At 66.6% G+C, this 26054-nt stretch carries 22 protein-coding genes; 14 read left to right on the top strand and 8 right to left on the bottom strand.

Translation table 11 applies throughout. The features are described from left to right. The first annotated feature begins 142 nt into the window (after nt 1-142). Nucleotides 143-1072: a diguanylate cyclase gene (locus GGR25_RS07035; protein ID WP_183398045.1), complete on the top strand. Its 930-nt coding sequence runs from the start codon at nt 143-145 to the stop codon at nt 1070-1072. A gap of 12 nt (nt 1073-1084) precedes the next feature. On the opposite strand, the gene GGR25_RS07030 is transcribed toward GGR25_RS07035, so the two are convergent. The 3 genes from GGR25_RS07030 to GGR25_RS07020 are packed head-to-tail and all read right to left on the bottom strand — an operon-like array spanning nt 1085 to nt 3295. Next, on the bottom strand, nt 1085-1732 hold the full coding sequence (locus tag GGR25_RS07030) for an RraA family protein (protein WP_183398044.1): 648 nt from the start codon (nt 1730-1732) through the stop codon (nt 1085-1087). 28 nt (nt 1733-1760) lie between these two features. Next, nucleotides 1761-2975: a UxaA family hydrolase gene (locus GGR25_RS07025; RefSeq protein ID WP_246409337.1), complete on the bottom strand. Its 1215-nt coding sequence runs from the start codon at nt 2973-2975 to the stop codon at nt 1761-1763. Next, the gene (locus GGR25_RS07020) at nt 2972-3295 is read right to left on the bottom strand and encodes a UxaA family hydrolase (RefSeq protein ID WP_343067988.1); all 324 of its coding nucleotides are present in this window, start codon (nt 3293-3295) and stop codon (nt 2972-2974) included. Before GGR25_RS07020 ends, GGR25_RS07025 begins: the two co-directional genes overlap by 4 nt. Before the next feature lie 123 nt (nt 3296-3418). On the opposite strand from GGR25_RS07020, the gene GGR25_RS07015 reads away from it, so the two are divergent. The 4 genes from GGR25_RS07015 (at nt 3419) to GGR25_RS07000 (ending at nt 7889) form a co-directional block, all read left to right on the top strand. Then, nucleotides 3419-4099, top strand: coding sequence for a GntR family transcriptional regulator (locus GGR25_RS07015; RefSeq protein ID WP_183398042.1), 681 nt, complete (start codon nt 3419-3421; stop codon nt 4097-4099). Nucleotides 4100-4265: 166 nt separating this feature from the next. Next, entirely contained in the window at nt 4266-5294 is a 1029-nt protein-coding gene (locus GGR25_RS07010) for a sugar ABC transporter substrate-binding protein (RefSeq protein ID WP_183398041.1), read from the top strand. 58 nt (nt 5295-5352) lie between these two features. Further along, nucleotides 5353-6870 (top strand): sugar ABC transporter ATP-binding protein, encoded by a 1518-nt coding sequence (locus tag GGR25_RS07005; protein WP_183398040.1) that lies wholly within the window; start codon nt 5353-5355, stop codon nt 6868-6870. Next, nucleotides 6867-7889, top strand: coding sequence for an ABC transporter permease (locus GGR25_RS07000; protein WP_183398039.1), 1023 nt, complete (start codon nt 6867-6869; stop codon nt 7887-7889). The genes GGR25_RS07005 and GGR25_RS07000 overlap by 4 nt, the downstream gene beginning before the upstream one ends. A gap of 211 nt (nt 7890-8100) precedes the next feature. Here the strand turns inward: GGR25_RS07000 and GGR25_RS06995 are convergent, their stop codons facing one another. The 4 genes from GGR25_RS06995 to GGR25_RS06980 form a co-directional block, all read right to left on the bottom strand. After that, nucleotides 8101-9159, bottom strand: a complete 1059-nt coding sequence (locus GGR25_RS06995; RefSeq protein WP_183398038.1) for a Gfo/Idh/MocA family protein — start codon at nt 9157-9159, stop codon at nt 8101-8103. Between the two features lie 5 nt (nt 9160-9164). Further along, nucleotides 9165-9953 (bottom strand): carbohydrate ABC transporter permease, encoded by a 789-nt coding sequence (locus GGR25_RS06990; protein WP_380146376.1) that lies wholly within the window; start codon nt 9951-9953, stop codon nt 9165-9167. Between the two features lie 49 nt (nt 9954-10002). Continuing rightward, nucleotides 10003-10872: a carbohydrate ABC transporter permease gene (locus GGR25_RS06985; RefSeq protein WP_380146377.1), complete on the bottom strand. Its 870-nt coding sequence runs from the start codon at nt 10870-10872 to the stop codon at nt 10003-10005. Between the two features lie 111 nt (nt 10873-10983). Next, nucleotides 10984-12429, bottom strand: a complete 1446-nt coding sequence (locus GGR25_RS06980; RefSeq protein ID WP_183398035.1) for an extracellular solute-binding protein — start codon at nt 12427-12429, stop codon at nt 10984-10986. 354 nt (nt 12430-12783) lie between these two features. On the opposite strand from GGR25_RS06980, the gene GGR25_RS06975 reads away from it, so the two are divergent. The 5 genes from GGR25_RS06975 to GGR25_RS06955 all read left to right on the top strand — a co-directional run bounded on the left by GGR25_RS06975 (nt 12784) and on the right by GGR25_RS06955 (nt 18790). Further along, entirely contained in the window at nt 12784-14019 is a 1236-nt protein-coding gene (locus GGR25_RS06975) for an ROK family protein (protein WP_380146378.1), read from the top strand. 164 nt (nt 14020-14183) lie between these two features. Continuing rightward, on the top strand, nt 14184-14504 hold the full coding sequence (locus GGR25_RS06970) for a N,N-dimethylformamidase alpha subunit family protein (RefSeq protein ID WP_183398033.1): 321 nt from the start codon (nt 14184-14186) through the stop codon (nt 14502-14504). Between the two features lie 29 nt (nt 14505-14533). Next, nucleotides 14534-16789 carry a N,N-dimethylformamidase beta subunit family domain-containing protein gene (locus GGR25_RS06965; RefSeq protein ID WP_183398032.1) on the top strand — a complete coding sequence of 752 codons (2256 nt, stop codon included), beginning with the start codon at nt 14534-14536 and terminating at the stop codon, nt 16787-16789. A gap of 91 nt (nt 16790-16880) precedes the next feature. Then, nucleotides 16881-17846, top strand: a complete 966-nt coding sequence (locus GGR25_RS06960) for a D-2-hydroxyacid dehydrogenase (protein ID WP_183398031.1) — start codon at nt 16881-16883, stop codon at nt 17844-17846. 137 nt (nt 17847-17983) lie between these two features. Continuing rightward, on the top strand, nt 17984-18790 hold the full coding sequence (locus GGR25_RS06955) for a metallophosphoesterase family protein (RefSeq protein ID WP_183398030.1): 807 nt from the start codon (nt 17984-17986) through the stop codon (nt 18788-18790). Here GGR25_RS06955 and GGR25_RS06950 read toward each other — a convergent pair. Then, nucleotides 18750-19265, bottom strand: a complete 516-nt coding sequence (locus tag GGR25_RS06950) for a Crp/Fnr family transcriptional regulator (protein WP_380146358.1) — start codon at nt 19263-19265, stop codon at nt 18750-18752. The two genes, GGR25_RS06955 and GGR25_RS06950, sit on opposite strands and share 41 nt — an antisense overlap. Nucleotides 19266-19395: 130 nt before the next feature. On the opposite strand from GGR25_RS06950, the gene GGR25_RS06945 reads away from it, so the two are divergent. From GGR25_RS06945 to rbbA, 4 genes are all read left to right on the top strand, one after another. Continuing rightward, entirely contained in the window at nt 19396-21135 is a 1740-nt protein-coding gene (locus GGR25_RS06945; RefSeq protein ID WP_183398029.1) for a SulP family inorganic anion transporter, read from the top strand. A 68-nt stretch (nt 21136-21203) separates the two neighbouring features. Then, nucleotides 21204-22181: an iron exporter MbfA gene (mbfA, locus tag GGR25_RS06940; protein WP_183398028.1), complete on the top strand. Its 978-nt coding sequence runs from the start codon at nt 21204-21206 to the stop codon at nt 22179-22181. Between the two features lie 119 nt (nt 22182-22300). Continuing rightward, nucleotides 22301-23341 (top strand): HlyD family secretion protein, encoded by a 1041-nt coding sequence (locus GGR25_RS06935; RefSeq protein ID WP_380146359.1) that lies wholly within the window; start codon nt 22301-22303, stop codon nt 23339-23341. Further along, entirely contained in the window at nt 23338-26052 is a 2715-nt protein-coding gene (gene rbbA / locus GGR25_RS06930) for a ribosome-associated ATPase/putative transporter RbbA (protein ID WP_183398027.1), read from the top strand. Before GGR25_RS06935 ends, rbbA begins: the two co-directional genes overlap by 4 nt. The last annotated feature ends 2 nt before the right edge of the window (nt 26053-26054 follow it).

Here is a 26054-nt window from a genome sequence, read left to right as displayed (position 1 = left end):
CAGGCATTTGGTTCCATATCGTCGCGCGCGCCAACCGCCACGGTGCGAGGCCGCGAGGTGGCGCTTGACCGACGCTGCTGCAACGCACAAATATCGCGCGGGGTCGGGCAGCAGCAACGGAAGCAACCAACGGATTCGCGGCGTGACATTTCCCGAGGAACTGATCGGGTTACTGGGCGAAGCGACCGTGCTGGTGGCCGCCTATGATCCGGGGGATCGCCTGCGATTCGCGAATGCCGCCTTTCGGGAGGCATTCTTTCTCGCGCCCCAAGAGACCCCGCTCTGGGCCGATCTGATGCGGCGCAATCACGGCATGGGGCGCGGCACCGTCATCCGCAATCCCGATTTTGATGCGTGGCTCACCTCGACGCTGTCCCGGCGCGGCAAGTCCGGCTTCCGCGCGTTCGAGACCGATCTCGCTGACGGGCGCTGGCTCTGGATGACGGAGACGGTGCGAAGCGACGGCTGGATGCTGTGTGTGGCGAGCGACATCACGTCGCTCAAGGCCGACGAGCGGTCGGTCCGGCAGGATCGCGACCTCGCCATCCGCGCGGCCTATACCGATGAGCTGACCGGCGTCGCCAACCGGCGCTTCGTCGTCGAACAGATCGAGAAGCTGATCGGCGATGCGCGGCGGTCGGGCGACGCCATCGGTTGCGTGGCGCTGTGCGACATCGACCACTTCAAGGCGGTGAACGACCGCTTCGGCCATGTGGTCGGCGACCTGATGCTCAAGGATTTCGCCAAGCGCATGCAGGACCAGTTGCGGCGCAGCGACTCGTTCGGCCGCGTCGGCGGGGAGGAGTTCGTTCTCGTGCTGCCGGGCACCCCGCTCGGCATCGCGGAGATGATCATGGAGCGCCTGCTCGCCGTCGCGCGCCAGGCGCGCCCGATACCGGGCCTTCCCGATGCCGGCTACACCTTCTCGGCGGGCCTTGCCGAAGTCCTGCCGCATGACGACGCGGAACACATCATCCGCCGGGCGGACGACGCGCTCTATCAGGCGAAGCTCAGCGGTCGCAACCGCGTCCGCGTCTACACGCCGCCGCTGCCGCCGGCCGTCAATGGCTGAGCGGCGCCCGCGTCAGAACTTGCCGTAGCGCAGATAGGCCTCTTGCGGATCGACGCCTTCGAGGATCGCCTTGCGGACGAGGTTCTCCGTCGCGATGGCCGCCTCGGATTTCGTGACGATCTCCTCAGCGAGCGCGGCCGGCACGCGGATGAGGCCGTCGCGATCGCCCACGAGATAATCGCCGGGCGCGATCGTCACGTCGCCGATCTCGATCTCGACCTCGGTCGCGACCGGAAGCCAGTAGCCGACGATGTCGCGCGGCGTGTGCCCCCGGCACCAGGTCTGGAAGCCGATCTTCAGCAGGAAGTTCACGTCCCGGGCATAGCCGTCGACGACGCAGCCGCGCACGCCCTTGTTCTTGAGCGTCTCGGCCGAGAGCTCGCCCATGTGGGCGACGCGGTCGTCATTGGGCTGCGAGACCCAGATCGAGCCGGCCGGCGCCTTGGAGAGCAGACCGGTCCAGGCGAGCAGCGTCTCGTGCGGATCCGCCGAGACATCGACCTTGCCGAGGATCGTGAAGACGGGACCGGCCAGCGTGCGCTCCGGCATGATCGGGCGGAGATCCGCCGGCAGCGTGAAGGCCTTGAGGCCCATGGCCCGCATGACGTCATGCACGACGCCGGTGTAGCAGGCCTCGAGTCGTTCAGTGAGCGTCGGCACGTTCTTCTCCCCCCGTGCGGTAGCGTCGTCAGGCGGCCGGCAGGCAGGCGGGACCGATCGGCTCGAAGGATTTGTACGTCAGGATGAACTCCTGATGGCCGAGCTGCTCCGACTTGGTGCGAGCGCCCGCGCCGAGCGAAACGACGAGATCGTGGATCTCGAGGCCGACCTCGGCAAGGCCCGCCTTCCCCTCCAGGATGCGGCCGGCATCGACGTCCATATCGTCTTCCATGCGGCGGTAGGTCTCGGGATTGGCGCAGATCTTGACCACCGGCGAGATGGCCGACCCGACGACTGAGCCGCGGCCGGTGACGAAGAGCACCGCATGGCTGCCGCAGGCGATCAGTTCGGCGATCTCCGCATTGTCGTTGATGTTGGGGAAGCCGAAGCGGACCTCGCCATCGGGCACCACGTCCAGCAGATAGAGACCGCCGCGCGGCGGGATATCGCCGGGCTTGATCAGACCGGTGATCGGCGACGCGCCGGATTTCGCATAGGCGCCCATCGACTTCTCTTCGATGGTCGAGAGGCCGCCATCCGCATTGCCGGCCGCGAACGAGCCATAGCCGAGCGTCGCATAGTAGCGCGCGGCCTTGGCGACGCTCGCCTCGAGTTCGACGCCGAGTTCAGGCGTCGCGGCGCGCGCGGCCATGATGTGCTCGCAGCCGATGAGTTCGCCCGTTTCCTCGAAGATGCAGGCGGCGCCCTCTTCGACGAACTGGTCGAAGGCGCGGCCAGCGGCCGGATTGCCGGTGATGCCGGAGGTGCCGTCGGAGCCGCCACAGACCGTGCCGATCACTAGTTCGCTCACGTCCATCGGAACGGTCGGCGCCGCATCGAGCAGCGCGCGCTGTTCGGCGATGAAGGCGCGGCCCTCGTCGATCGATTTCCGCGTACCGCCCGCCGCCTGGATGACGATGGTCTTGACCGGACGCCCGGTAGCGCGGACGGCGCGCTCCAGCGCGTATTTGTTGAAGCTCTCGCAGCCGAGCGAGACCAGGAGCACGGCGCCGACATTGGGATGCGTGCAGAGCCGTTCCATCATCCGGTCGGCATAATCGTTCGGGTAGCAGCCCGGAAAGCCGATGACATGCACGTCGTGTTCGCGGAACGGGATCGCGATCTCGCGGGCGACATGATGCGCGCACTCGACCAGATAGCCGACCGCGACGACATTGCGGATGCCCTTGCGCCCGTCGGAGCGCAGATAGCCGCGCATGGTGCCGATGCCGTGAGTCTTCATGCCTTGCCTCCCGCCGCCGCCTGCTCGTCGAGCAGGTGATGGGTCGGCGTGTAGTCGCTCTTCACATTGTGGACATGGACATGCGCGCCGCGGGGAATGGACGCGGTGGCCGAGCCGATCGGCGCGCCATATTTCAGGATCTTCTCGCCGGGGACGATGTCACGTCGCGCGATCTTGTGCCCGATGGAGAGCGGCGCGGCGAGGCGGATCTCGGTCCCGTCGACGCGGAGCGCCTCCCCCTCGGCAATGCGGGTCCGGGCGACGAGGACATTGTCGCCATCGTTCAGCAGCAGCAATCGCGGGTCGTTCGCGGCAGGCACGTCTTCCTCCTGGAGCGGCGCTTCCAGGCTCCGCTCGGGCTCCATCGGTAGCCGAGCCGCACGAAATTCGAAACAGAAAATTTTTTATTGCGAGGCGCGGCGATTGCTGCGAGGTTTCCCGCCATGAGAGCGCTGAAGCGAGCGACGCTGGCCGAGCAGGCCTATGAGGAACTCCGGAGCCAGATCGTCTCGGGACGGCTGCGCGCGGGCGAACGGCTGCTCGCGGAGGAACTCGCCGACCGCCTCGCGATCAGCCAGACGCCGGTGAAGGAAGCCATCGCCCAGCTCGAGCGCGACGGCCTCGTGGAGGGCTTCTCGCGCCGCGCCTCGGTCGTGCGCCACTTCACGCCGCAGGATATCGTCGAGATCTTCGAGGCGCGGACTCTGGCCGAGCTGCACTGCCTGGAATCGGGCTTCGCCGCCGGGCGGGTGACGCCGGCATTCGCGCGCCGCCTGCGGGCGATCTTCGAGGCGCATATCCGCGAGGTCGAGAAGCAGGAGGAAGACGCGCTCGCCGACGCCGTCCGCCTCGACCGCGAGTTCCACGAGACGCTCGTCGAGCTCGGCGCCAATGCGACGATCGCCGACTGGCATCGCGTGGTGCTGCGCCAGACCCAGACGGTTCGCAATTTTACGCTCCGGAGCTACACTCTGGAGCGGACCAAGACCGAGCACGCCGCGATCGTGGAGGCGATCGAACGGGGTGATCGGGAGGCGAGCGTCGAGGCGCTGCGCGCCCATCTGACCGCAAGCCGCGATGCCATGCTTTCCCGCGCACCGGAGGATCTGCCGGTCATGGGTTGAAGGGACTACGTCGCGACGAAAAGAGGTCGCCGCGACGCGCTACCCGACGTGATGACTTCGGGAGGAGGTCATCGTCACCGGAACGCCGTGGTCCAGGGAGGGACCGGGGCGAGAGCCGGGCCGATGAAGGGATGAAGAAACGAAAACGGCATCTGGGAGGAAGCCAATGAAGTCCGTGAAGCTGCGGCCGATGACGGCCGCCAAGGGCATGCTGCTGGCCGGCGCGATGACGCTTGCCGCGATCGGCGGCGCGCGCGCCGAATCCGGCAAGGTCGCCGTCGATCTGACGACGCTGACCTCGCCGTTCTGGACGTCCTACAACAAGTACATCATCGAAGAGGCGAAGGCGCAGGGCGTTGAGCTGCTGGAACCGTTCAACTCCGAATTCGACACCGCCAAGCAGATCACGGGCGTGCAGAACGCGCTCGCGCTCGGCGCCAAGGGCATCATCTTCTCGCCCTTCGAATCCGCCGCGGCCGGCAATGTGCTGAAGGCGGCCGAGAAGGCCGGTGCGAAGGTCGTGGCGGTCGACGTCGCGCCCGACAATGGCCCGGTCGCGATCGTCGTGCGCGCCAACAACGTCGCCTATGGCGAGAAGGCCTGCAAGTTCATCGGCGACAACGTCAAGGAAGGCGCCGTCCTGCAGATCATGGGCGACCAGGCCTCGATCAACGGACGCGACCGCGGCAACGGCTTCCGCGACTGCGTGACCAAGAACTATCCGAACCTGAAGCAGCTCGAGGTTCCGACCAAGGCGTGGTCGGGCGAGGACGCGGCCGCCGGTCTGGACGCGATCCTGAACTCGAACCCCGACCTGAAGGCGATCTACATGCATGCCGGTGGCGTCTTCCTGGCGCCGACGCTGCAGACGCTGAAGCGCAAGGGGCTGCTGAAGCCGGCCGGCGAAGCAGGCCATATCATCATCGTCTCGAACGACGGCATCCCGCAGGAGTTCGACGCGATCCGCAAGGGCGAGATCGACGCCACCGTCTCGCAGCCGGCCGACCTCTATGCCAAGTACGGCATCATGTATCTGAAGCAGGCGATGGAAGGTAAGACCTTCGCGCCCGGCCCGACCGATCATGATTCCAACATCGTCGAGGTCCGTCCCGGCGTTCTCGAGGACCAGCTCGCTGCGCCGCTGGTGACCAAGGAAAACGTGGACGACAAGAGCTTCTGGGGCAACCAGCTCTGATCGTCGCGCGCCCCGCGCAGGCGGGGCGCGCTTCCTTCTCCTTCGCGGGCACCACCTCATGACCGAGCTCCCATCCGGGGCCGCGCCGCCGATCGTTGAGGCGATCGGCATCTCGAAGCGCTACGGCCCAACGATCGCCCTCGCCGATGCGCGGCTCACCGTGCTGCCGGGCGAGTCCCATGCCCTGGTCGGCCGCAACGGCGCCGGCAAGTCGACGCTGGTCGGCATCCTGACGGGCCTGCGGGCGTCCGATACCGGCGAGGTGCGCTTCTCGGGCGAGCCGGCGCCGCTGATTTCGGACCGCGAGGGCTGGCGCCAGCGCGTTGCCTGCGTCTACCAGCATTCGACCATCATCCCCGACCTGACCGTCGCGGAGAACCTGTTCATCAACCGCCAGCCGACCGAGCGCGGCTTCATCTCGTGGTCGACGCTGCGCCGGAAGGCGCGCGAGCTGCTCGACCGCTGGAATGTCGCCGTGCCGGAGGACATGCGCGCCGGAGACCTCCGCGTCGAGGCGCGGCAGCTGGTCGAGATCGCCCGCGCCCTCTCCTATGGCGCCCGCTTCATCATCCTGGACGAACCGACGGCGCAGCTGGATGGCGAGGAGATCAAGCGGCTGTTCGTGCGCATCCGCGAGCTCCAGGCCGCCGGCGTCACCTTCCTGTTCATCTCGCACCATCTGCAGGAGGTCTATGAGATCTGCCAGACGGTGACCGTGCTGCGCGATGCCCGCCACATCGTGACGGCGCCGGTGGCGGACCTGCCGAAGGACCGGCTGATCGAGGCGATGACGGGCGAGAATGTGCATCTCGGCGTCGCCGATGCGGCCGGCCGCGTGCGCGACGAGAATGCGCCCGTCGCGCTCACGGTCGAGAAGCTTGCCGGCGACGACTTCGCCGATGTTTCCTTCACCATTCGTCGCGGCGAGGTGGTCGGCCTCTCCGGCTCGACATCGAGCGGGCGCGTCGGCGTCGCGGAAGCCATTGCCGGATTGGGGCGCTTCAGCGCCGGCGCGGTCCGCATCGGCGACAAGCCGCTGCCCTCCGGCGATGTGCCGGCGGCACTGGCGCTCGGGGTCGGCTGCGTGCCGAAGAGCCGCCACAAGGAGGGCCTCGTGCTCTCCATGCCGATCGCCGACAACACGATGATGACCGTGAGCCACAAGCTCGGGCCGTTCGGCTTCATCCCGCCGGCCAAACGCTCGACCCTCGCGCATGAGGCGATCCGCTCGCTCGGGGTCGTGACGCAGGGGCCGGACCAGCTCGTCTCGGGCCTTTCCGGTGGCAATCAGCAGAAGGTGGTCATGGGCCGCGCGCTCGCCAACGCCCCGTCCGTGCTGGTGCTGATGGACCCGACGGCGGGCGTGGACGTGAAATCGAAGGAGGCGCTGCTCGGTGTCGTCGAGCGCATGCGCCAGGAGGGCAAGGCGATCCTCGTCGTCTCCAGCGAGGTCGAGGACCTTCGAACCTGCGACCGGGTGCTGGTGATGCGCCACGGATCGATCGTCGCGGAACACAAGGCGGGCTGGACGGACAACGCGCTCGTCGCCTCCATAGAAGGAATAGAGGCCCAATGAGCACCACACCTTCCACCGCCAGCCCGGCATCCCCCGCGATCCGCAACCGTTCGGCCGTCGCCATGGCGGGGCGCATCCGCGACCTCGCCCTGCTGCCGGCCCTGATCGTCCTCATCGTCGTCGGCGCTCTGGTGAGCCCCGCCTTCCTGACGCAGGCGAACATCACGACGATCCTGACCTCCTGCGCGGCGCTCGCCATGGTCGTGCTGGCGGAGTCGCTGATCATCATCACCGGCAAGTTCGATTTGTCGCTTGAATCGACCGCCGGTTTCGCCCCGGCGATCGGCGCGCTGATCGTGCTGCCTGTCGCGAGCAACGGCTTCGGCCTGGAACTGCCGACTATCGTCGGCCTCCTCGTCGTGCTCGCGATCGGCGCGATCATCGGCTTCATCAACGGCTTCCTGATCGTCCGCCTGCAGCTGAACGCCTTCATCGTCACGCTCGCCATGCTGATCATCCTGCGCGGCATGCTGGTCGGCGCGACCAAGGGGCGGACGCTGTTCGACCTGCCCGACGCCTTCTACGCCCTGATGATCGTGACCTTCCTCGGCATTCCGCTCGCCGTCTGGCTGGCCGCCCTCGCCTTCCTGATTGCCGGAATTGTGCTCAAATACCACCGGCTCGGCCGTGCGCTCTATGCGATCGGCGGCAATCCGGAAGCGGCGCGCGCCGCCGGCATCAGGGTCGAGCGCGTCATCTGGGGCGTCTATATTCTCGGCGGCGTGCTGGCGGCGGTCGGCGGGCTGTTCATCACCGGCTATGTCGGCGCGATCAGCGCCAACCAGGGCAACGGCATGATCTTCACGGTCTTCGCCGCGGCGGTGATCGGCGGCATCTCGCTCGACGGCGGCAAGGGAACCATGTTCGGCGCATTGACCGGCGTGCTGCTGCTCGGCGTGGTGCAGAACCTGCTGACGCTCGCGCAGGTGCCCTCGTTCTGGATCCAGGCGATCTACGGCACCATCATCCTCGGCGCCCTGATGGTCGCGAGGCTGACATCGGGCGCACCGCAGACCTGAGATGACATAAATTGGCCGCGCGCCTGCCCGGGAGGGGAAGCAGGGACGCGCGGCCAAGGGGTTCGCCGCTGCGATGGAGGAGAAACATCCGGTGCGGCGAACCGGAGCGCGTCAGAGACGTTCGGCGCTTCCTTGAAGCGCGGAACGTCTCGTTCTCTTGTCGGTCGCGTTTTCTTGACGCGAACCGGTATCCACTTCGCTCGAAAACGCTCTACGCGACGCCGTCGGCGAGCGTGATGGTCTTGCCGGTCCTGGCCGATTCCTCGATCGCGACGAGAACGCGGGTGACCTGGAGGCCGTCGCGCGCATCGGCGAGCACCGGGGCATCCAGCACCACGGCATCGACGAAGCGGGCGATCGCCTCGGTGACGAAGCCGCCGATTCGCCCGCCGGCCGTCGGCGTGATGCCGATGACGTCGGCCCCGCGAAGGCCGTTGCCGGTATACTTCTTCACCACGTCGTTCATGGTCGGATAGGTCTCGACCGCGCCCTTCTCGCCGACGATGTCGATGCGGAAATCGACGATGCTCGGCAGGTCGAGCGGGAGTACCCAGCTGTTCTGGAGCGTCGCGACGCAGCCATTGTCGAATTCGAGCAGCGCCATGTGCACGTCGGCGGTGTCCACGCCCTTGCCGGCGAGATGGCCGTGACGAGCCATCGCTTGGACGCGCTTCACTTCCGCGCCCATGATGAAGCGCAGCGCATCGAGCGCATGGCTGCCGAGGAACCACAGCGCCGACGACTTGGCGGCCCAGGACAGCAGCTCGAACGGCACGAACTGCGTGTTGGACAGGCGCGCCGAGGCATGCAGCGGCACGCCGATCTCGCCTGCGGCCACGGCCTGCTTGACCGCCACGATGGGCGGGCTGACGCGGTTGTGGAAATCGACCATGGTCTTGGTGCCGGAGACGGCGGCCGCGCTCGCGATCGCCTCGACCTCGGCCAGCGTCGTGGCGAGCGGCTTCTCGCTCATCACGTGCTTGCCGGCCTTGATGGCGGCGAGAACGATGTCGCCATGGGCGAAATCGGGGGTCGCGACGGTGACGGCCTCGACATCCGGATTGGCGAGCAAGTCGCGATAGTCCGTATAGACCTTGGTGGCGCCGAACTGGCGCTGCATCTCCGCGGCGCGCTCGGGGTTGAGGTCGCAGACTGCATAGAGCTCGGACGCCTCGATGGCGTTGAGCGTCTGGCAATGGAACGAGCCCCAGAGGCCCGCGCCGACGACACCGAAGCGGGTCTTCCGGCCCGGAGCACGCGTTTGGGACATTGCAGTCATCCTTTCACTGAACCGAAGGTGAGCCCGCGCACGACATAGCGGTCGAGGGCGAGAAAGATCAGCATGGGCGGGATCATCGCCGCGACGGCCGCGACGGCGATGAAGCCCCAGGTCACGCCGGCCGTGCCGAAATATTGCAACGTGCCGATCGGCAGCGTCGTCGTCCCGCGATTGGCGAGCACCAGCGGGAAGGCGGCGTTGTTCCAGGAGAAGACGAAGGCGAACATCGAGGTGACGATGATGCCGGGGCGCACCAGCGGCAGCACGATGCGCAGCATGATCGCCGCCGTGCTCGCGCCATCGACGCGGGCTGCCTCCTCGATCTCGACCGGCACCTCGTCGATGAAGGAGCGCATCAGCCAGACCGAGAAGGGAATGGTCAGCGTCTGGCAGATCAGGATCATCGAGAAATAGGTGCCCTTGAGCCCGACCGAGCTCGCGAGGATCGAATAGGGAATGAGAAAGGCGACGGGCGGGGCCATCAAGAGCCCGAGATACCAGAGCATGATGTTCTTGCGGCCGCGGATCTTGTAGCGCGACAGCGCATAGGCCGCGGGAAACGAGAACGGCAGGTTGAGCAGCACCGCGCCGGCGGCGACGATCACGCTGTTGAAGAGCTGCGGCCGGTTGTTGCCGGGATCGACGAAGGTGTAGCGGATCGCGTCCCAGGTCGGCTCGAAGAACAGCACCGGCGGCATGGAGAAGGCCGTCGCCGTCGGGCGGATGGCGAGCAGGACGAACCAGATGATCGGCCCGATGAAGACGAGCAGCAGCACGACGACCATCGCATAGGCGAAGACCTTGCTGGGGAGCTTTTCGGTTTGGTCCATCGGCTCAATCCCAGTCCCGGAACGCGAAGAACACGAACAGGCCGATGATCGCGTTGACGATGATCACCATCATCCACGTCATCGCGCTCGAAAGGCCTATGTTGAAGTCGACCATGCCCGCTTGATAGAGCGTGTAGCCGAGCGTTCGGGTCGACGATCCCGGGCCGCCCTTGGTCAGCACCACGATCAGGTCGAAGGTGTTGAAGAGCTGCATGAAGCGCAGCATCACCACGATCAGCGCCGTCTTCTTGATGAGCGGCAGCTTGATGTGCCACAGCAGCGCGAGCGGCGGCGTGCGGTCGAGGCGCGCGGCCTCGAGAATGTCGTCCGGGATCGACAGCAGTCCCGCATAGAGCACGATCGCGAAGAAGGGCGTCCACTGCCAGACATCGGCGAAGAGCACGGCCCAGAGCGCCGTGGTGCTCGATCCGAGCAGGCCCTGCGCCGGGATCGGGATGCCGACCGAGGTGAGCAGCCAAGGAATGAGACCGCCGCCCGGGTCATACATGTAGCGGAAGAGGAAGCCGACCACGATCGGCGCGATCGTCGTGGGCATGATCAGCAGCGCGCGGGCGACGTTCATGCCCTTGAGCTGGCGCGCCAGCAGCAGCGCGATCATCAGCCCGAGCGTGAATTCGACCGCCGTGCCGACCACCGTCAGCAGGATCGTGTTCCAGAGCGCGCCCAGGAAGAAGCCGCCCTGCAGCGCCATCTTGTAATTGTCGAAGCCGACGAAGCCGAGCGGCGTCGGCCCCATCTGGAGATTCCAGAAATAGAAGCTGTTCTTGAGCGCGAAGAGCAGCGGAAAGGCGATCAGAGCCAGAAGAAGGATGACCGAAGGGCTGATCAGCAGCCAGGGAACATAATCGGGCATGTGCCGCCGCACACGCTTGCGCGGCGCCGCCGGGACTGAAGCGAGCGTCATCGACATCCTCTTTCACAAAAGGACGGCGCGCGGAGGACCCGCGCGCCGCCGAACTCAGCCTCAGGCGAGCGACTTGATGAGCGCCTTGGTGGCGTCCAGCGTATCGTCGAACGAGGGCTGGTTGTAGGGGATGAGGAAGTTCCCCTTGAGGATGTTCGTGAAGAAGCTGGAGGTCTGCTTCAGGCAGTCCTCCGGCGACATCGCGCCGGACAGCGTGTTGTTGAGGTTGAGGCCGTAAATGCCTTCGAGCGTCGTGTAGACCGGCGCCGGCGGACGGACGATCTTGCCGTTGCCGGCCTGAAGCGCCACGAGCTGGCCCGGGAGATACGGGTAGATCTTCAGCAGATCGGCATCAGCATAGAGCGACTTGCGCGCGAAGTCGGAGAACTGGTAGCCGAACTTGTTGAAGAGGCCCATGGCCTTCTGCGTCTTGGCCGAGGTCGCCCACTTGATGAACTGCCAGGACTCGTCGGCCTTCTGCGTGTTGCCGGCGATGCCGAGGCTGTGGCCGCCGAGCGAGACGACTTGGTCCTTGCCCGGCTGCTTCGGCAGCGGGACGATACCCATCACATTCGCGACGACCGAGTCCTTGCCGGACATGTAGCCGTCCTTCTTGCAAAGGTACGAATAGGCCGTCCACCAGTAGAACATGCCGATATCGCCCTTGGCGAAGCGCATGCCGGCGTCGAACCAGTTGTAGCCGATCGATTCCGGCGGGGCGAGCTTGTAGAGCTCGACGAAGGCCTTGAGCGCACCGAGGTTTTCCGGGCTGTCGATCGTGGGCTCGAAGTCCCACTTCGGAGCGGCCGGGAAGTCCTTGAACCAGCGCGCGCCCTTGCTGGCCTGCAGCTGGGTGTACATGTGGACGATCGGCGCGGGCTGCTGGCCGGCGACGACGGTGCCGACGATCTTCTTGCTGTCGAAATCGGCGCCGTTAACCTGCTTGATGATGTCGGTATATTCTTCCCAGGTCCAGCTGCCGTCCTCGGGGATCTTGATCCCCTTCGCGTCCATCAGGTCCTTGCGATAGAAGACCATCTGCGCATAGGACGCGACCGGCAGCGTGCCGACCTGGCCGCGCCACGTATTCATCGAATAGAGGATCTCGGGGACGTAGTCCTCGATATCGGTGTCCTTGTCCTTCTTGATGAAGGGGTCGAGCGGAAGGATCCACTTGCTCTCGAGATACTGGCCGAGCCACATCTGGTCGACCGAAATGACGTCGGCATCGGGCTCGTTCGAGACGAAGGACGAGGTCAGACGCGCCTGCAGCGCCTCGAGCGAGATCGCCTCGAGCTCGATCTTGATCCCGCTCTCCTGCTCGAACTGGTCCTTGAGACCTTCGATCGCATAGTAGAAGGGGTCGCCGGCGAGCAGGACGCGCAGCGTCTTAGACTGCGCGGAAGCCCGGCCCGGCAGGCCGCCGAGCGCAGCGGCGCCGGCCAGCGCGGTGCCGCCCTTCATGAGCCCGCGGCGGGTCGGACGGAAATTCGAGAAGCTCGACATTCTGGAACTCTCCTCATGTGTAAGGTGCTGTTTTTCCGCAACTTTTCGTCACGGCATCTTCTGATCCGTCCTGTGGCCGCGCCCTCCTCGCACGCCCCTCAGGCCTTCGGATTTCCCTGTATGTTTGAGGCTCGCACAAACATTCTGGATCGTCAACCGCGCCCGGATGCGCTAGTAACAGGATCGAGACTCGAACAAATACCGAGCACCGCATCCGGCCGGTCCAGCCGCTCCGGCCAGCGAATACTTTGAGGCGAATTCTTGGCGGAATACGCGGCGGAGGATATGTGCTGGTCGCAATGCCCGGAACAGGACGCCATGGCCAAGCGTGAGGACGACCCGACTGCGGAGCGCATGTTCGACGCGGACCGCCAGAACCCGCTGCCGGCCGAAGATTACGGCGCGGTGCGCGAGCGCCCGTCCCTGCTCTCCTCCTCGCTCGTCGGATCGACCAATCGCGGTCGCGTCGTGCAGGCGCTGTTCGATCGCGGGCCATCGAGCCGGGCGGAACTCGCGCGCCTCGCCGGCGTCAACCGCACGACCATCTCGGGCATCGTGCAGCCGCTGCTCGATCAGCAGTTCCTGGTGGAAGGCGAACCGGTGCCGGCCGGCGAAGTCGGCGGCAAGCCGGCCCGCCCGCTCTGGTTCTCGCCGCAGGCCCGGCCGATCTGCGGCATATTGCTGATGCCGGAAGAGGTTCGCTCCTGCCTGGTGAGCCTCGAGGGCAAGATCGACGCCGAACATCGCGAGCCGCTGCCCGCCCATCCTTCCGGCCCGGCGGAGATCACCGAGCGGCTGACCGCCTGCGTCGCGCGCACCCTCGCCTCGGCGCGGCGCCGCCCGCTCGGCCTCGGCGTCGCGGTCGGCGGCATGGTCGATACCAACCGGCGCAACATCATCGCCGTCAATCTCGCACCCGTCCTCGCCGGCTATCCGATCGGCGAGATCCTGGCGGGCCGCTTCGGCCTGCCGGTGCAGATCGACCATCACCCCCGCGCGCTGCTGGTGGGCGACCGCTGGTTCGGCAAGGGTCGCGGCATGCGCAACTTCGCTGTCGTCTATACCGGCGAGGTGCTCGGCGGCGCGCTCCATCTCGACGGGCATCTCTATCGCGGGGTCTCGGGCGCGGGCGGCGAACTCGGCCACACCTTCGTCCAGGTCGATGGCGACGTGTGCTATTGCGGCCGGCGCGGCTGCTGGGAGACGATCGCGACGCTCGGCTGGCTGCGCCGCCGCGCGGCCGCGGCCGGATTGCCGGAGCCCGGCGCGATCGATTCGCGCCGCCTCGTCGCGCTCGCCGAAGCCGGACGCCCCGGCGCGGCCGAGCTGCTCGACACCTATGCTCGCAACGTCGCGGTCGGCATCGCCAATCTGCAACAGACCGTCGCGCCGAACTTCTTCATCCTGCATGGCGACGTCGTCGGCGGGGGCAAGCGCATGGTCGACGCGATCGCCGCGCATGTGCGCCGCCTGGTCCCGAGCCGTCCGGGCGGCGAGGTCAGCTTCGATACCGGCGATACCGAGGATCGCGCGGCGCTTCTGGGCGCCGCAGGCCTCGTGCTGTCGGACCTGCTCCACTTCCCGCTCTGAGCGACCTGTTCGATATCGAACGCCTGACCGGCATCGTCCGTGACGGATTAGCCGACAGCCACGACGAACAGCAAAACGCCGAGAGATTCCGTTTGAATGTGTTCATTTGCCGATTAAGGTGAGCGAAGCGGAACATCGCCGGGAAGAGCGACGGAGGGTCACGCATGGTCTACAAGATCGATCCCGATGCCGACCGGGTCTATATCGACGAGTTCCGGAAGAAGCCCATCGGCGCCCACAGCCCCGGCCTCCAGCGCCTGCTGAACATCATGCGCCATGATCCGAGCGGCCGGCAGGTGGTTCTCGTCTGCCGGAAGCCGTTCGAGGAATGGGTGCTCGGCATGATGCCGCCCGACCGCTCCCAGCCCATCGCCATCGAGGACGAGCCCGTGTTCACGGATATCGAATCCGCGGAATGGGAGGTGTTTCGCCGCCGCTGGCGCGCGATCACCGGCCAAGACATCAACATGCCGCTGCGCGACTGACCTTTCCCGCCCGTTTCCGGACCCACGCCATGCTCAAGATCGTCGGCTATCCAGACCGCTACAGCGTCGCCCCGGGCGAGACCATCGCCTTCAAGATCTCGCAGGAGGAAGGCGATCATTTCGACGCGCGCATCGTCCGCGTCTTCAATGGCGACAGCAATCCCGAAGGCCCGGGCCTGCGCTTCGAGCATGTGCCCACCGCCGCCGACGGCCGCCATCCCGGCTTCGTGCAATCGATCGACGCCGGCTCCTACATGATCGCGGCCGGCGTGCCGCTGCTCGCCCGCACGGCCTTCACCTTCAGCGCCTTCGTCTGGCCGACCCTGCCGAACCGCGAGGACCAGACCCTCGCCGGGCAATGGGATCCGGCGGCGGAGGCCGGCTGGCGCATCATCGTGGCGGGCGGGCGCACCGGCATCGTCGTCGGCGACGGCAGCGGCCGCATGGCGACGGCCTTCGCCGATGGCGTCATGGTGCCGCGCCGCTGGTATCAACTCACCGTCTCCATCGATCCGGCGAGCGGCGCGGTGGCGATCGAGCAGACGCCGCTCGTCGCCTATGCCAAGACCGGCGATGCCGGCCAGTTCGCCGGCGCGCTCGACGTGCTGCCGGCCGCCATCGACGCGCCCTTCCTGCTGGCCGGCACGCGCGAGCGTGACGGTACGGTGGGCCACCATTTCGACGGCAAGATCGACAGCCCCGTCCTGCTCGAGGGCCGCCACAAGGGTACGGCACATCTGCGCCTGCTCGAACCGCATGTGCCGCTGCCGCTCGCGGCCGCGGTCGTCGCGCGCTGGGATTTCTCCCGCGCGATCGACACGGTCGACGCCGTCGATATCGGCCCGGCCGGCCACCATGGCCGGTTCGAGCAGCTGCCGACACGCGGCATGAAGGGCTGGAACTGGACCGGCGAGGAACAGTCCTGGACGCGCAAGCCCGAGCATTATGGCGCCGTCCACTTCCACCATGACGACGTCTATGACGCCGCGTGGGAGACCTCGGTCGAAGTGCGCATCCCCGACGACATGCCGAGCGGCCCCTATGCGCTGCACGCTGTCGCCGGCCCCAGCGACGAGCAGGCGACGCGCGAGGCCTATATCGCCTTCTTCGTGCGCCCGCCGCGCGACCGAGCGGCGCGCACGAACCGGCCGAAGGTACTGATGCTCGCGCCGACCATGTCCTATCTCGCCTATGCCAATCACGGCGAGCACATCACGGCGCGCGGCGCCGAGCGGCAGATGGGGCGGCTGCTGACCTTCGGCCATACCGATCTCTACATGTATGACCATGCCGAGCTCGGCGGTTCGCTCTACGACACCCATGCCGACGGCTCGGGCACCAATTATTCGAGCCGGCTGCGGCCGAACCTCAATTTCGCCCCGCGCTATCATTCCTGGCTCGGCGGCCCCGGCTCGGCGCTCTACCAGTATAATGCCGACACCCATCTCTTCGACTGGCTCGACAAGAAGGGCGTCGCCTACGACATCGCCACCGACGAGGATCTGCACGAGGACGGCTACGCCCTCCTCGCCGACTATTCGGTCGTGATCACCGGCACGCATCCCGAATACCATTCGACCGCGATGTGGGACGCCATGAAGACATGGGTCGATCGCGGCGGGCGGCTGATGTATGTCGGCGCCAATGGCTGGTACTGGCGCATCGCCTTCCACAAGCAGTTGCCCGGCGTAATCGAGCTGCGCCGCGCCGAGGACGGCATCCGCACCTGGGAGCAGGAGCCGGGCGAATATTATCATTCGTTCTCGGGCGAATATGGCGGCCTCTGGCGGCGCCTCGGCCGTCCGCCGAATGTCATGGGCGGCGTCGGCTTCATCGCGCAGGGCTTCGACATGTCGGCCTATTACCGGCGCGCGCCGGACGCGGACGATCCGCGCGCCGCGTTCATCTTCAAGGATGTTCCGGACGAGATCATCGGCGATTTCGGTCTGGTGGGCGGCGGCGCCGCGGGCATCGAGCTCGACTGCATCTCGGTTCCGCTCGGCTCGGCGCCCAACATCCTCCGCCTCGCCTCCTCGGACGGGCATAGCGGGATGATGATGCTGGTGAACGAGGAGTTCGGCGTCGTGCTGCCCAATCTCGGCGGCGATCAGAACGAGCGCGTCCACGCCGACCTCGCCTTCTACGAGACGGCGGCCGGCGGGGCGGTGTTCGCTACCGGCTCGATCGCCTGGTGCGGCTCGCTGCTGCACAATGATTGCGACAACAACGTCTCGCGCATCACCTGGAACGTGCTGGAGCGCTTCCTCGACGACACGCCCTTCTGACGGTGCCGCCGGCACCGCCAGTCCCGTTGGGTCCGGCGCGCGGATGATCTAGTCTTGGCCGTCACCGCAGGGGAATGGCAGGCTGGGAACCATGGCATTGGCTGGACTGAAGATCGTCTTTCTCGACCGCGACACGCTTTCGCCCGAGACGCGCTTCCGCCCGCCAGCCTTCGCGCATAGCCTCGTCGTGCATCAGAACACGCGGCCGGACGAGGTCGCCGTGCGCATTGCCGATGCCGATATCGTCATCTCGAACAAGGTGCCGATCCGCGCCGATGCGATCATCGGCGCGAAGCGGCTCAAGCTGATCGCGATCGCCGCGACGGGCACGGATCCGGTCGACCTCGCCGCCTGCCGCGCGGCGGGGGTCACGGTCTGCAATGTCCGCGACTATGCGGCCAACACCGTGCCCGAGCATGTCTTCGCGCTGATCCTGTCGCTGCGCCGCTCCATCGTCGCCTATCGCCAGTCCGTCATCGACGGGCGCTGGCAGCAATCGGGTCAGTTCTGCTTCTTCGACCATCCGATTGCCGATCTCGCCGGCTCGACGCTCGGCATCTTCGGTTCGGGCTCGCTCGGCAGCGCCGTGGCCCGGCTCGGTGAGGCCTTCGGCATGCGGGTGCTGCGCGCGGGGAGGAAGGGCGCGGCCGAGGCCGGCGAGGGTCGCACGCCCTTCGCCGAGGTGCTGGCGACAAGCGACGTGATCTCGCTCAACTGCCCGCTCAATGCCGAGACGCGCGGGCTGATCGGCCGGACCGAATTCGCACTGATGAAGCGGCACCCGATCCTGATCAATGCCTCGCGCGGCGGCCTCGTCGATGAGGAAGCGCTGGTCGAGGCGCTCGATGCCGGACAGATCGCCGGTGCCGGCTTCGACGTGACGCTGCCCGAGCCACCGCCCGCCGACAGCCCGCTGATGCGGATCGCGTCGCGGCCGAACGTGGTGGTGACGCCGCATGTCGCCTGGGCGAGCCGCGAGGCCATCCAGGCGCTCGCCGACCAGCTCGTCGAGAACATCGAGCTGTTCGTTGCCGGAAAACCGCGCAACACCGTCTAACATTTCGGCAGAACATGCCTCACCGCGTCGTTTCGCGACGGCGCGGGAAATTGTATGCAATTGAAGGGATAGACGGTCGGCTGGGGGACGGCGGACCGGCATGATGAACAGCGTGACGTCACAGCGGAGATGGCGCCATGAGATGTCTGATCGTCGCCGACCTGCATTATTCGCTCGCCCAGTATGACTGGCTGGTCGATGTCGCCGGCTATTTCGACCTCGTGGTCATCGCCGGAGACCATCTCGACCTCGCCTCGCAGGTCGACTGGCGGGCGCAGACCGTGGTGGTGCGCAAATATATCGACCGCATCCGCGCCAAGACACGGCTCATCACCTGTTCCGGCAATCATGATCTCGATTCGCGCGACGGCAATGGCGAGAAGGTCGCGCGCTGGATCCGCGATTTCCGCCATCGCGACGTTCCGGCCGACGACGAGAGTGTCCAGATCGAGGATATTCTGTTCACGATCTGCCCATGGTGGGATGGCCCGCTGACGCGCGAACGGGTCGGCGCGCAGATCGCTGCCGATGCGTTGAAGCCGAAATCACGCTGGATCTGGGTCTATCACGCGCCGCCGGACAATTCGCCGACGAGCTGGACCGGGCAGCGCCACTACGGCGACACGGCGCTCACCGAATGGATCGAGCAATATCGGCCGGATATCGTGTTCTCGGGCCATGTGCACCAGTCGCCCTTCGCCAAGGGTGGCTCCTGGGTCGACAAGATCGGGTCGACGATCATCTTCAATGCCGGCCACAGCTATGGTGCGCCGCCGGCCCACATCATTCTCGATACAGAGATCGGCGAGGCCGTCTGGCTGTCGCAGGCCGGCGTGCAGTCCTTCCGCCTCGACCAGCCGCTGCAACGACCGCTGCCCTACCTCACCAGCCTGCCGGACTGGCTCACATCCCGTGATCGGGCAGGCGATCAGATCCCGGCTTGAAGTCCATGTCGGGCTGGTGGAGGAGGCTTTCCAGCACCTCGCCCACCATGCCGAGATGGTCGCCGTGTCCCTCATATTGCTGTTTGACGTCAACCAGATAGCTGGTCGCCGCGTTGAGCCGCTGCGCCAGCATGCGGGCGACGAAGAACGCGATTTCGGGGTCAGCGCGCAGGAACGCGGCTGCGTCGTCAAAGACATAGACGGATGACGGCATCAGCGCGCGCACGCTCGCCGTATGAGGCGTGTCCAGCAGCACCGACATCTCGCCGAAGATCGCGCCGGGCTCGGTGACGAGCGCGACCTGCGTGTCGCCGCGCACCACCTCCAGAACGCCGTCGGCCAGCACGAAGAGCCGTCCCGAGCGCGTGCCCTCGGTCAGAAGCTCCGCGCCGGCCTCGACCTGCTGCTTGCGCCCATCGTCGTAGCGAGACAAGACCGACAACATAAGGATGCTCCCGCGCCGGTGCCGTTCCATGCTTCCCGCGCATGGAACATTGATGCTTGACCATCGTCAAAGCAATTCCCCGGCCATATGGCGATGATGTAGACTCCGCGTCCCTTCTTGCGCTCGCTCTTGGCCAGCGCCCCCTCCATGAGGCCAGGAAATGTCCCTTCCGCTCGTGGGCCGACCGCATTCCGATCGACCCAGTTTCGCCAGCATGTTCACGCCGAAACTCGTGACGATCCTGCGGGAGGGCTATCATCTTTCCGACCTCAAGGCCGACGCCATCGCCGGATTGACCGTCGCGATCGTCGCACTGCCGCTCTCCATGGCGCTCGCCATCGCGGCGGGAACGACGCCCGACCGCGGCCTCTATGCCTCCATCGTCGGCGGTTTCCTCGTCAGCGTCTTCGGCGGCAGCCGTTTCCAGATCGGCGGCCCCTCGGCCTCGTTCATCATCGTGATCGCAGCGACGGGCTCGCAATACGGCTTCGATGGCGTGCTGCTTGCCACGATGATGGCGGGCATCCTGCTCGCCGCGGCCGGCTTCCTGAGGCTCGGCACCTATGTCAAATTCATCCCCTATCCGGTGACCGTCGGCTTCACCGCGGGTATCGCGGCGATCATCTTCGCCGGCCAGATCAAGGACCTTCTCGGGCTGACGATCGACCATGAGCCCGCCGCGCTGCTGCCCAAGCTCGCAGCGCTCGCTGACGTGGCGGGGACGTTCAATCCGGCCGCGATCGCGATCGCAGCGCTGACGATCCTGATCATCTCGGGGCTGAAACGATTCCGTCCCGGCTGGCCCGGACTGCTCTTCGCCGTCGTGATCGCCTCCATCGCGGCGGCGGCGTTCTCGCTGCCCGTCGAGACGATCGGCACGCGCTTTGGCGGCATCCCGAGCACCCTGCCCGTGCCGCGCCTGCCGGACTTCACGATCGACAAGGCCATCGCGGTGTTCCCGGCGGCGGTTGCCATCGCTCTGCTCGGCGCCATCGAATCCCTGCTTTCGGCCGTCGTCTCCGACAGCATCACCGGCCGTCGCCATCGCTCGAACTGCGAACTGGTGGCCCAGGGCATCGCCAATTTCGGCTCGGCGCTCTTCGGCGGGCTCAGCGTCGCCGGCGTTCTTGCCCGCACCGCGACGAATGTGCGCGCCGGAGCGCATGGCCCGGTTGCCGGCATGCTGCATTCGGCCTTCCTGCTGGCGTTCATGCTGGTCGCGGCGCCGCTCGCGAGCTACGTGCCCCTCCCCGCTCTGGCCGGCGTGCTGGCCATCGTCGCCTGGAACATGGCGCAGAAGCACGAATTCGCCGTGCTGCTCCGCTCCTCGCATGGCGATGCCGTCGTGCTGCTCTCGACCTTCCTGCTGACGGTGTTCAAGGACATCACGCTCGGCATCGTCGTCGGCTTCACCATTGGCGCGCTGCTCTTCATCAACCGCATGTCGCAGGCGACGGCGGTGGAGACGCAGACCCCCTTCGTCGCCGACGATACGGCCGACGATGCCGAGCCGCGCACGCGCTACAATTCGGCGATGGCGACCGACAAGGACATCATCGTCTATCGCATCACCGGCGCCTTCTTCTTTGCCGCCGCCTCTTCGGTCGGCTCGGTGCTCGACAGCATCGCCGACCAGCGCAAGACGGTGGTGATCGACTTCTCGGCCGTTCCCTTCCTCGATTCGACGGCGGCGAACACGATCTACGGCGTCGTGCGAAAAGCCGTGCGGCACGGCACGAAGCTCTATCTCACCGGCACCACGCTCACCGTGCGCCAGACGCTGCTCCGGCACGACGTCACGTCGGAGATGGTGAGCTATCGCGCGACCATCGAAGACGCGATTTCCGAGGCCAAGGGCGAGCCCGCCAACGAGGATGCGGTCTCGCTGGCGCCGGTCTGAGGGACGGACGGCACGGTTGACGGCATCAGGCTGCCTGTTTAGACGCATTCTAAACAGAGGCCATCGCAATGCTCTTCACCCGGACCGACCGCAAGCGCTTCTCCGAGCTTTCGGAAAAGGAAATCCTCGCGCTGGCGATTTCGTCGGAAGAGGATGACGGCCGCATCTACGCGACCTATGCGGAGCATCTGCGCAAGGACTATCCCGGCTCCGCCGCCATGTTCGACGAGATGGCGGCCGAGGAGGACGTGCATCGCAAGCGCCTGATCGGCGAGTTCCAGCGCCGTTTCGGCGATACGATCCCGCTCATCCGCCGCGAGCACATCACCGGCTATTATTCGCGCCGGCCGATCTGGCTGGTCGAGAATCTCGGCATCGAGCGGATCCGGCAGGAAGCGGCCAATATGGAGGCCGACGCCTACAACTATTACCTGGCCGCCGCGCAGCGGACCAGCGATCCGCAGACGCGCGAACTGCTCGGCGATCTCGCCGCGCAGGAAAGCCAGCACATGGTGCGGGCCAGCGAGGCGGAAGCAACCCATCTGCCGGACGATGCGCGCGCCGAGGAAGCGCATCAGGCGCGCCGCCAGTTCATCCTGACCTGGGTGCAGCCGGGCCTCGCCGGCCTCATGGACGGCTCTGTCTCGACGCTCGCGCCGATCTTCGCGACGGCGTTCGCGACGCAGGATTCGCGCACCACGCTGCTGGTCGGCCTTGCTGCCGCCACCGGCGCCGGCATTTCCATGGGCTTCACGGAAGCGGCCCATGACGACGGCGTTCTGTCGGGGCGCGGATCGCCGCTGAAGCGCGGCCTCGCCTCCGGCATCATGACGGCGATCGGCGGGCTCGGGCATGCCCTGCCCTATTTCATCCCGCATTTCTGGACCGCGACCGCGATCGCCATCGCCGTCGTCTTCGTCGAGCTGTGGGCCATCGCCTATATCCAGAACCGCTTCATGGAGACGCCGTTCTTCCGCGCGGCGCTGCAGGTCGTGCTCGGCGGCGCCCTCGTTCTGGCGGCCGGCATCCTGATCGGCTCCGGGTAGCGCGCCGGCACGCGGCACGAAGTCCACATGGGGCGCGTGACTTAGGTCAACAGCGCTGACATGTGCATCCGTTAGGTTGCGGTGTGATAGGCTCAACCCGAACACACACATTCGCGGAGATGCTCGTGCTCTTCTCAAGGCCGATCCTCATCGCTTTCGCCCTCGTTCTCGCGACCTCCGTCAGCACGCCGCGACCGGCGATGGCGGATGACTCCGGCGGGTTCACGGCCAAGCTGCAGGCACTCTGGCAGAAGCTCGGCGGCAAGCGGCTGCCCGACGGGATCGCGGCTGCGAATGGTCGCATCGAGGCCGACGAAATCCTCGTCTCCGCCAAGCTCGCCGGCCGGGTCTCCGAAGTGCTGGTCAATGAAGGCGACACCGTCGATGCGGGCGCCGTCATCGCGCGCATGGATACGAGCGAGCTCGACGCCGAACTCGCGGGCGGCAATGCGCAGGTCCGCCGCGCCGAGACTGCGATTGCGAGCGCTGAGGCGGCGATCGCGCAGCGGCAGAGCGAACTCGCCCTCGCCGAGCAGGAATTCGACCGCGCCTCTCAGCTCAAGGACAAGGGCTTCGGCACGCAGCAGGCGGTCGACCTGAAGCAATCCACGCTGAATGTCGCCCGAGCCGCGCTGAATGCGGCCAATGCCAGCCTCGACGATGCCAAGGCCGCCGCCGACGCGGCCCGCGCCGATGTCGCGCGCATCGCCTCGATGATCGATGACTCTGTGCTCAAGGCGCCGCGCCGGGGGCGGGTCGAATACAAGCTCGTCCAGTCGGGCGAGGTTGTGGGCGCTGGGGCGCCGATCGTGACGCTGCTCGATCTTGCCAGCGTCTACATGACGGTGTTTGTGCCCGCGCGCGTCGCCGGCGTGCTGAAGATCAGCGACGAGGCGCGGATCGTGCTCGATCCGGCGCCCGATTACGTCGTGCCGGCGACCGTTTCCTTTGTCGCAGGCAGCGCGCAATTCACGCCGAAGACCGTCGAGACCAGCGACGAGCGGGAGAAGCTGATGTTCCGCGTCAAGCTCCAGATCGCCCCGACGCTGCTGCAGGAATATGAGAACTATGTGAAGACCGGCGTGCGCGGCGTCGCCTATATGCGCACCGATCCGAAGCTCACATGGCCGGCCGAACTCGAGGTGAAGCTGCCGAAATGAGCACCCCGGCGATCCGCTTCGCCGGCGTCGGCCACCGCTACGGCAAGACGATCGCGCTCGACGGCGTCGACATCGAGGTGCCGAGCGGGATCATGGCCGGCCTGATCGGTCCCGACGGCGTCGGCAAGTCGACACTGCTCGGCATCGTCGCCGGCGTGACCAAGATCCAGACCGGCAGCGTGAGCGTGCTCGGCGCGGACATGACCAAGGCCTCCGATCGCCGCGATGCGGGCGGGCGGATCGCCTATATGCCCCAGGGTCTCGGCCGCAATCTCTACCCGACGCTGAGCATCGAAGAGAATCTCGATTTCTTCGGCCGCCTGTTCGGCCAGGGCGCGAGCGAGCGCGCGGCGCGGATCACTGGACTGCTCGACGCCACCGGCCTCGCCCCGTTCCGCGACCGCCCCGCCGGCAAGCTCTCGGGCGGCATGAAGCAGAAGCTCGGCATCTGCGCCGCGCTGATCCACGACCCCGACCTTCTCATCCTCGACGAGCCGACGACCGGCATCGATCCGCTGTCGCGCCGCCAGTTCTGGGAGCTGATCGACCGCATCCGCGCCCGCCGCCCCGGCATGAGCGTCATCGTCGCCACCGCCTATATGGAGGAGGCCGACCGGTTCGACTGGCTCGCCGCCATGTATGACGGCCGCATCATCGCCCGGGGAACGCCGGGCGAGATCCGGCAGCAGGCCGGCGCGGACACGCTGGAGCGCGCCTTCGTCGCGCTGCTGCCCGAGGAGATCCGTGCGGCCGACACGCCCTTGCCCGATCTGCCGCGGACCAGCGGGGACGGCGCGCCGGCGATCGAGGCAGAGGGCCTCACCGCTCGCTTCGGCACGTTCACGGCCGTCGACCATGTCAGCTTCCGGATCGAGAAGGGCGAGATTTTCGGCTTTCTCGGCTCCAACGGCTCCGGCAAGAGCACGACGATGCGGATGCTGACCGGCCTCTTACCGGCGAGCGAAGGCGAGGCGAAGCTGTTCGGCCAGAAGCTGAACGCGAACGACATGGAGACGCGCCGGCGCGTCGGCTTCATGTCGCAGGCCTTCTCGCTCTATGGCGAGCTGACGGTCCGGCAGAACCTCGTGCTGCACGCCGAGCTGTTCCAGCTGCCGATGGACCAGATCGAGCCGCGGGTCGAGGAGATGCTGGATCGCTTCGATCTGCGCGCCGTCGCCGACCAGCGCCCCGACAGCATGCCGCTCGGCATGCGCCAGCGCCTGCAGCTCGCCGTCGCCCTCGTCCACCGGCCGGAAATCCTGATCCTCGACGAGCCGACCTCGGGCGTCGATCCCGTGGCGCGCGACGGCTTCTGGCGCATCCTCCTGGAACTGTCGCGCAAGGAAGACGTGACGATCTTCCTGTCGACGCATTTCATGAACGAGGCGGAACGCTGCGACCGCATCTCGCTGATGCATGCCGGCAAGGTGCTGGCCGTCGGCAGTCCGGCCGAGCTCAAGGCCGAGCGGGGCATGGATTCGCTCGAGGACGTGTTCATCGCCGTGCTGGAGGCGGCGGGCATGGGCGCCCAGGAGGACGACTCCGGCGCGGACACGCAGGATTTCGCGCCGGCCAAGCTCAACCGCTTCGATGTGCGCCGCCTCTGGGCCTATGCCTGGCGCGAGGCGCTTGAGATCGTGCGTGACCCGGCGCGGCTCGTCTTCGCGTTTCTCGGACCGCTCCTGCTGATGCTGACCTTCGGCTTCGGCATCTCGTTCGATGTCGAGCATCTGCGCTTCGCAGCCTTCGATCAGGACCAGAGCGCGCAGAGCCGGCAACTGCTGGAGAGCTTCCAGGGCTCGCGCTATTTCGACGAACAGGCGCCGATCACCGCGCCGGACGAGATCGACCGGCGGCTCGAGAGCGGCGATATCGCGCTCGCGATCGAGGTGCCGACCACTTTCGGCCGCGACCTGATGCGGGGCCTCAAGCCGGAAGTCGGCATCTGGATCGACGGCGCGATGCCGTTCCGAGCGGAGACGATGCGCGGCTATGTGTCGGGCCTCGCCCTCACCTATCTGACCGACGAGGTTCAGCGCCAGACGGGGACGACGGCGTCGCCCTATCCGATCGGGATCGAGACGCGCTTCCGCTACAACCAGTCCTTCAAGAGCACCAATGCCATCGTGCCGAGCGTCATCGTGCTGGTGCTGGTGCTGATCCCGGCGATCATGACGGCGATCGGCATCGTGAAGGAGAAGGAATCCGGCTCGATCACGAATTTCCAGTCGACGCCGGTGACCAAGGTCGAATTCCTGCTCGGCAAGCAATTGCCCTATGCCCTGATCGCCTTCGTCAATTTCCTGATGCTGGTGCTGCTGGCGCGCTTCGTCTTCGACGTGCCCGTCAAGGGATCGTTCCTGACGCTCGCGGCGGCGACGCTCGCCTATGTGCTGGCGACGACCGGCTTCGGCCTGTTCGTCTCCTCCTTCGTGAAGAGCCAGGTGGCGGCGATCTTCGCCACCGCCATCATCGCCATCATCCCGTCGGTGAACTTCTCCGGCCTGCTGGTTCCGGTCTCCTCGCTGTCGGGCGGCGGGCGGCTGCTCGGGCTCGCCTTCCCCGCGGCCTGGTACCAGCCGATCAGCGTCGGCGCCTTCGCCAAGGGGCTCGGCTTCGCGGAACTGTGGCCGAACATGCTCGTGCTGGTGCTCTTCGCGCTCGGCTTCATCGGCGCCGCCGTCGTCGCGCTGCGCAAGCAGGGAGCCTGAGC

The organism is Kaistia hirudinis (assembly GCF_014196455.1).
In the GTDB taxonomy this organism is placed as follows: Bacteria; Pseudomonadota; Alphaproteobacteria; order Rhizobiales; family Kaistiaceae; genus Kaistia; species Kaistia hirudinis.
Note: the sequence above shows the minus strand (reverse complement) of the source record. Positions and strands in the feature narration are given on the sequence as shown.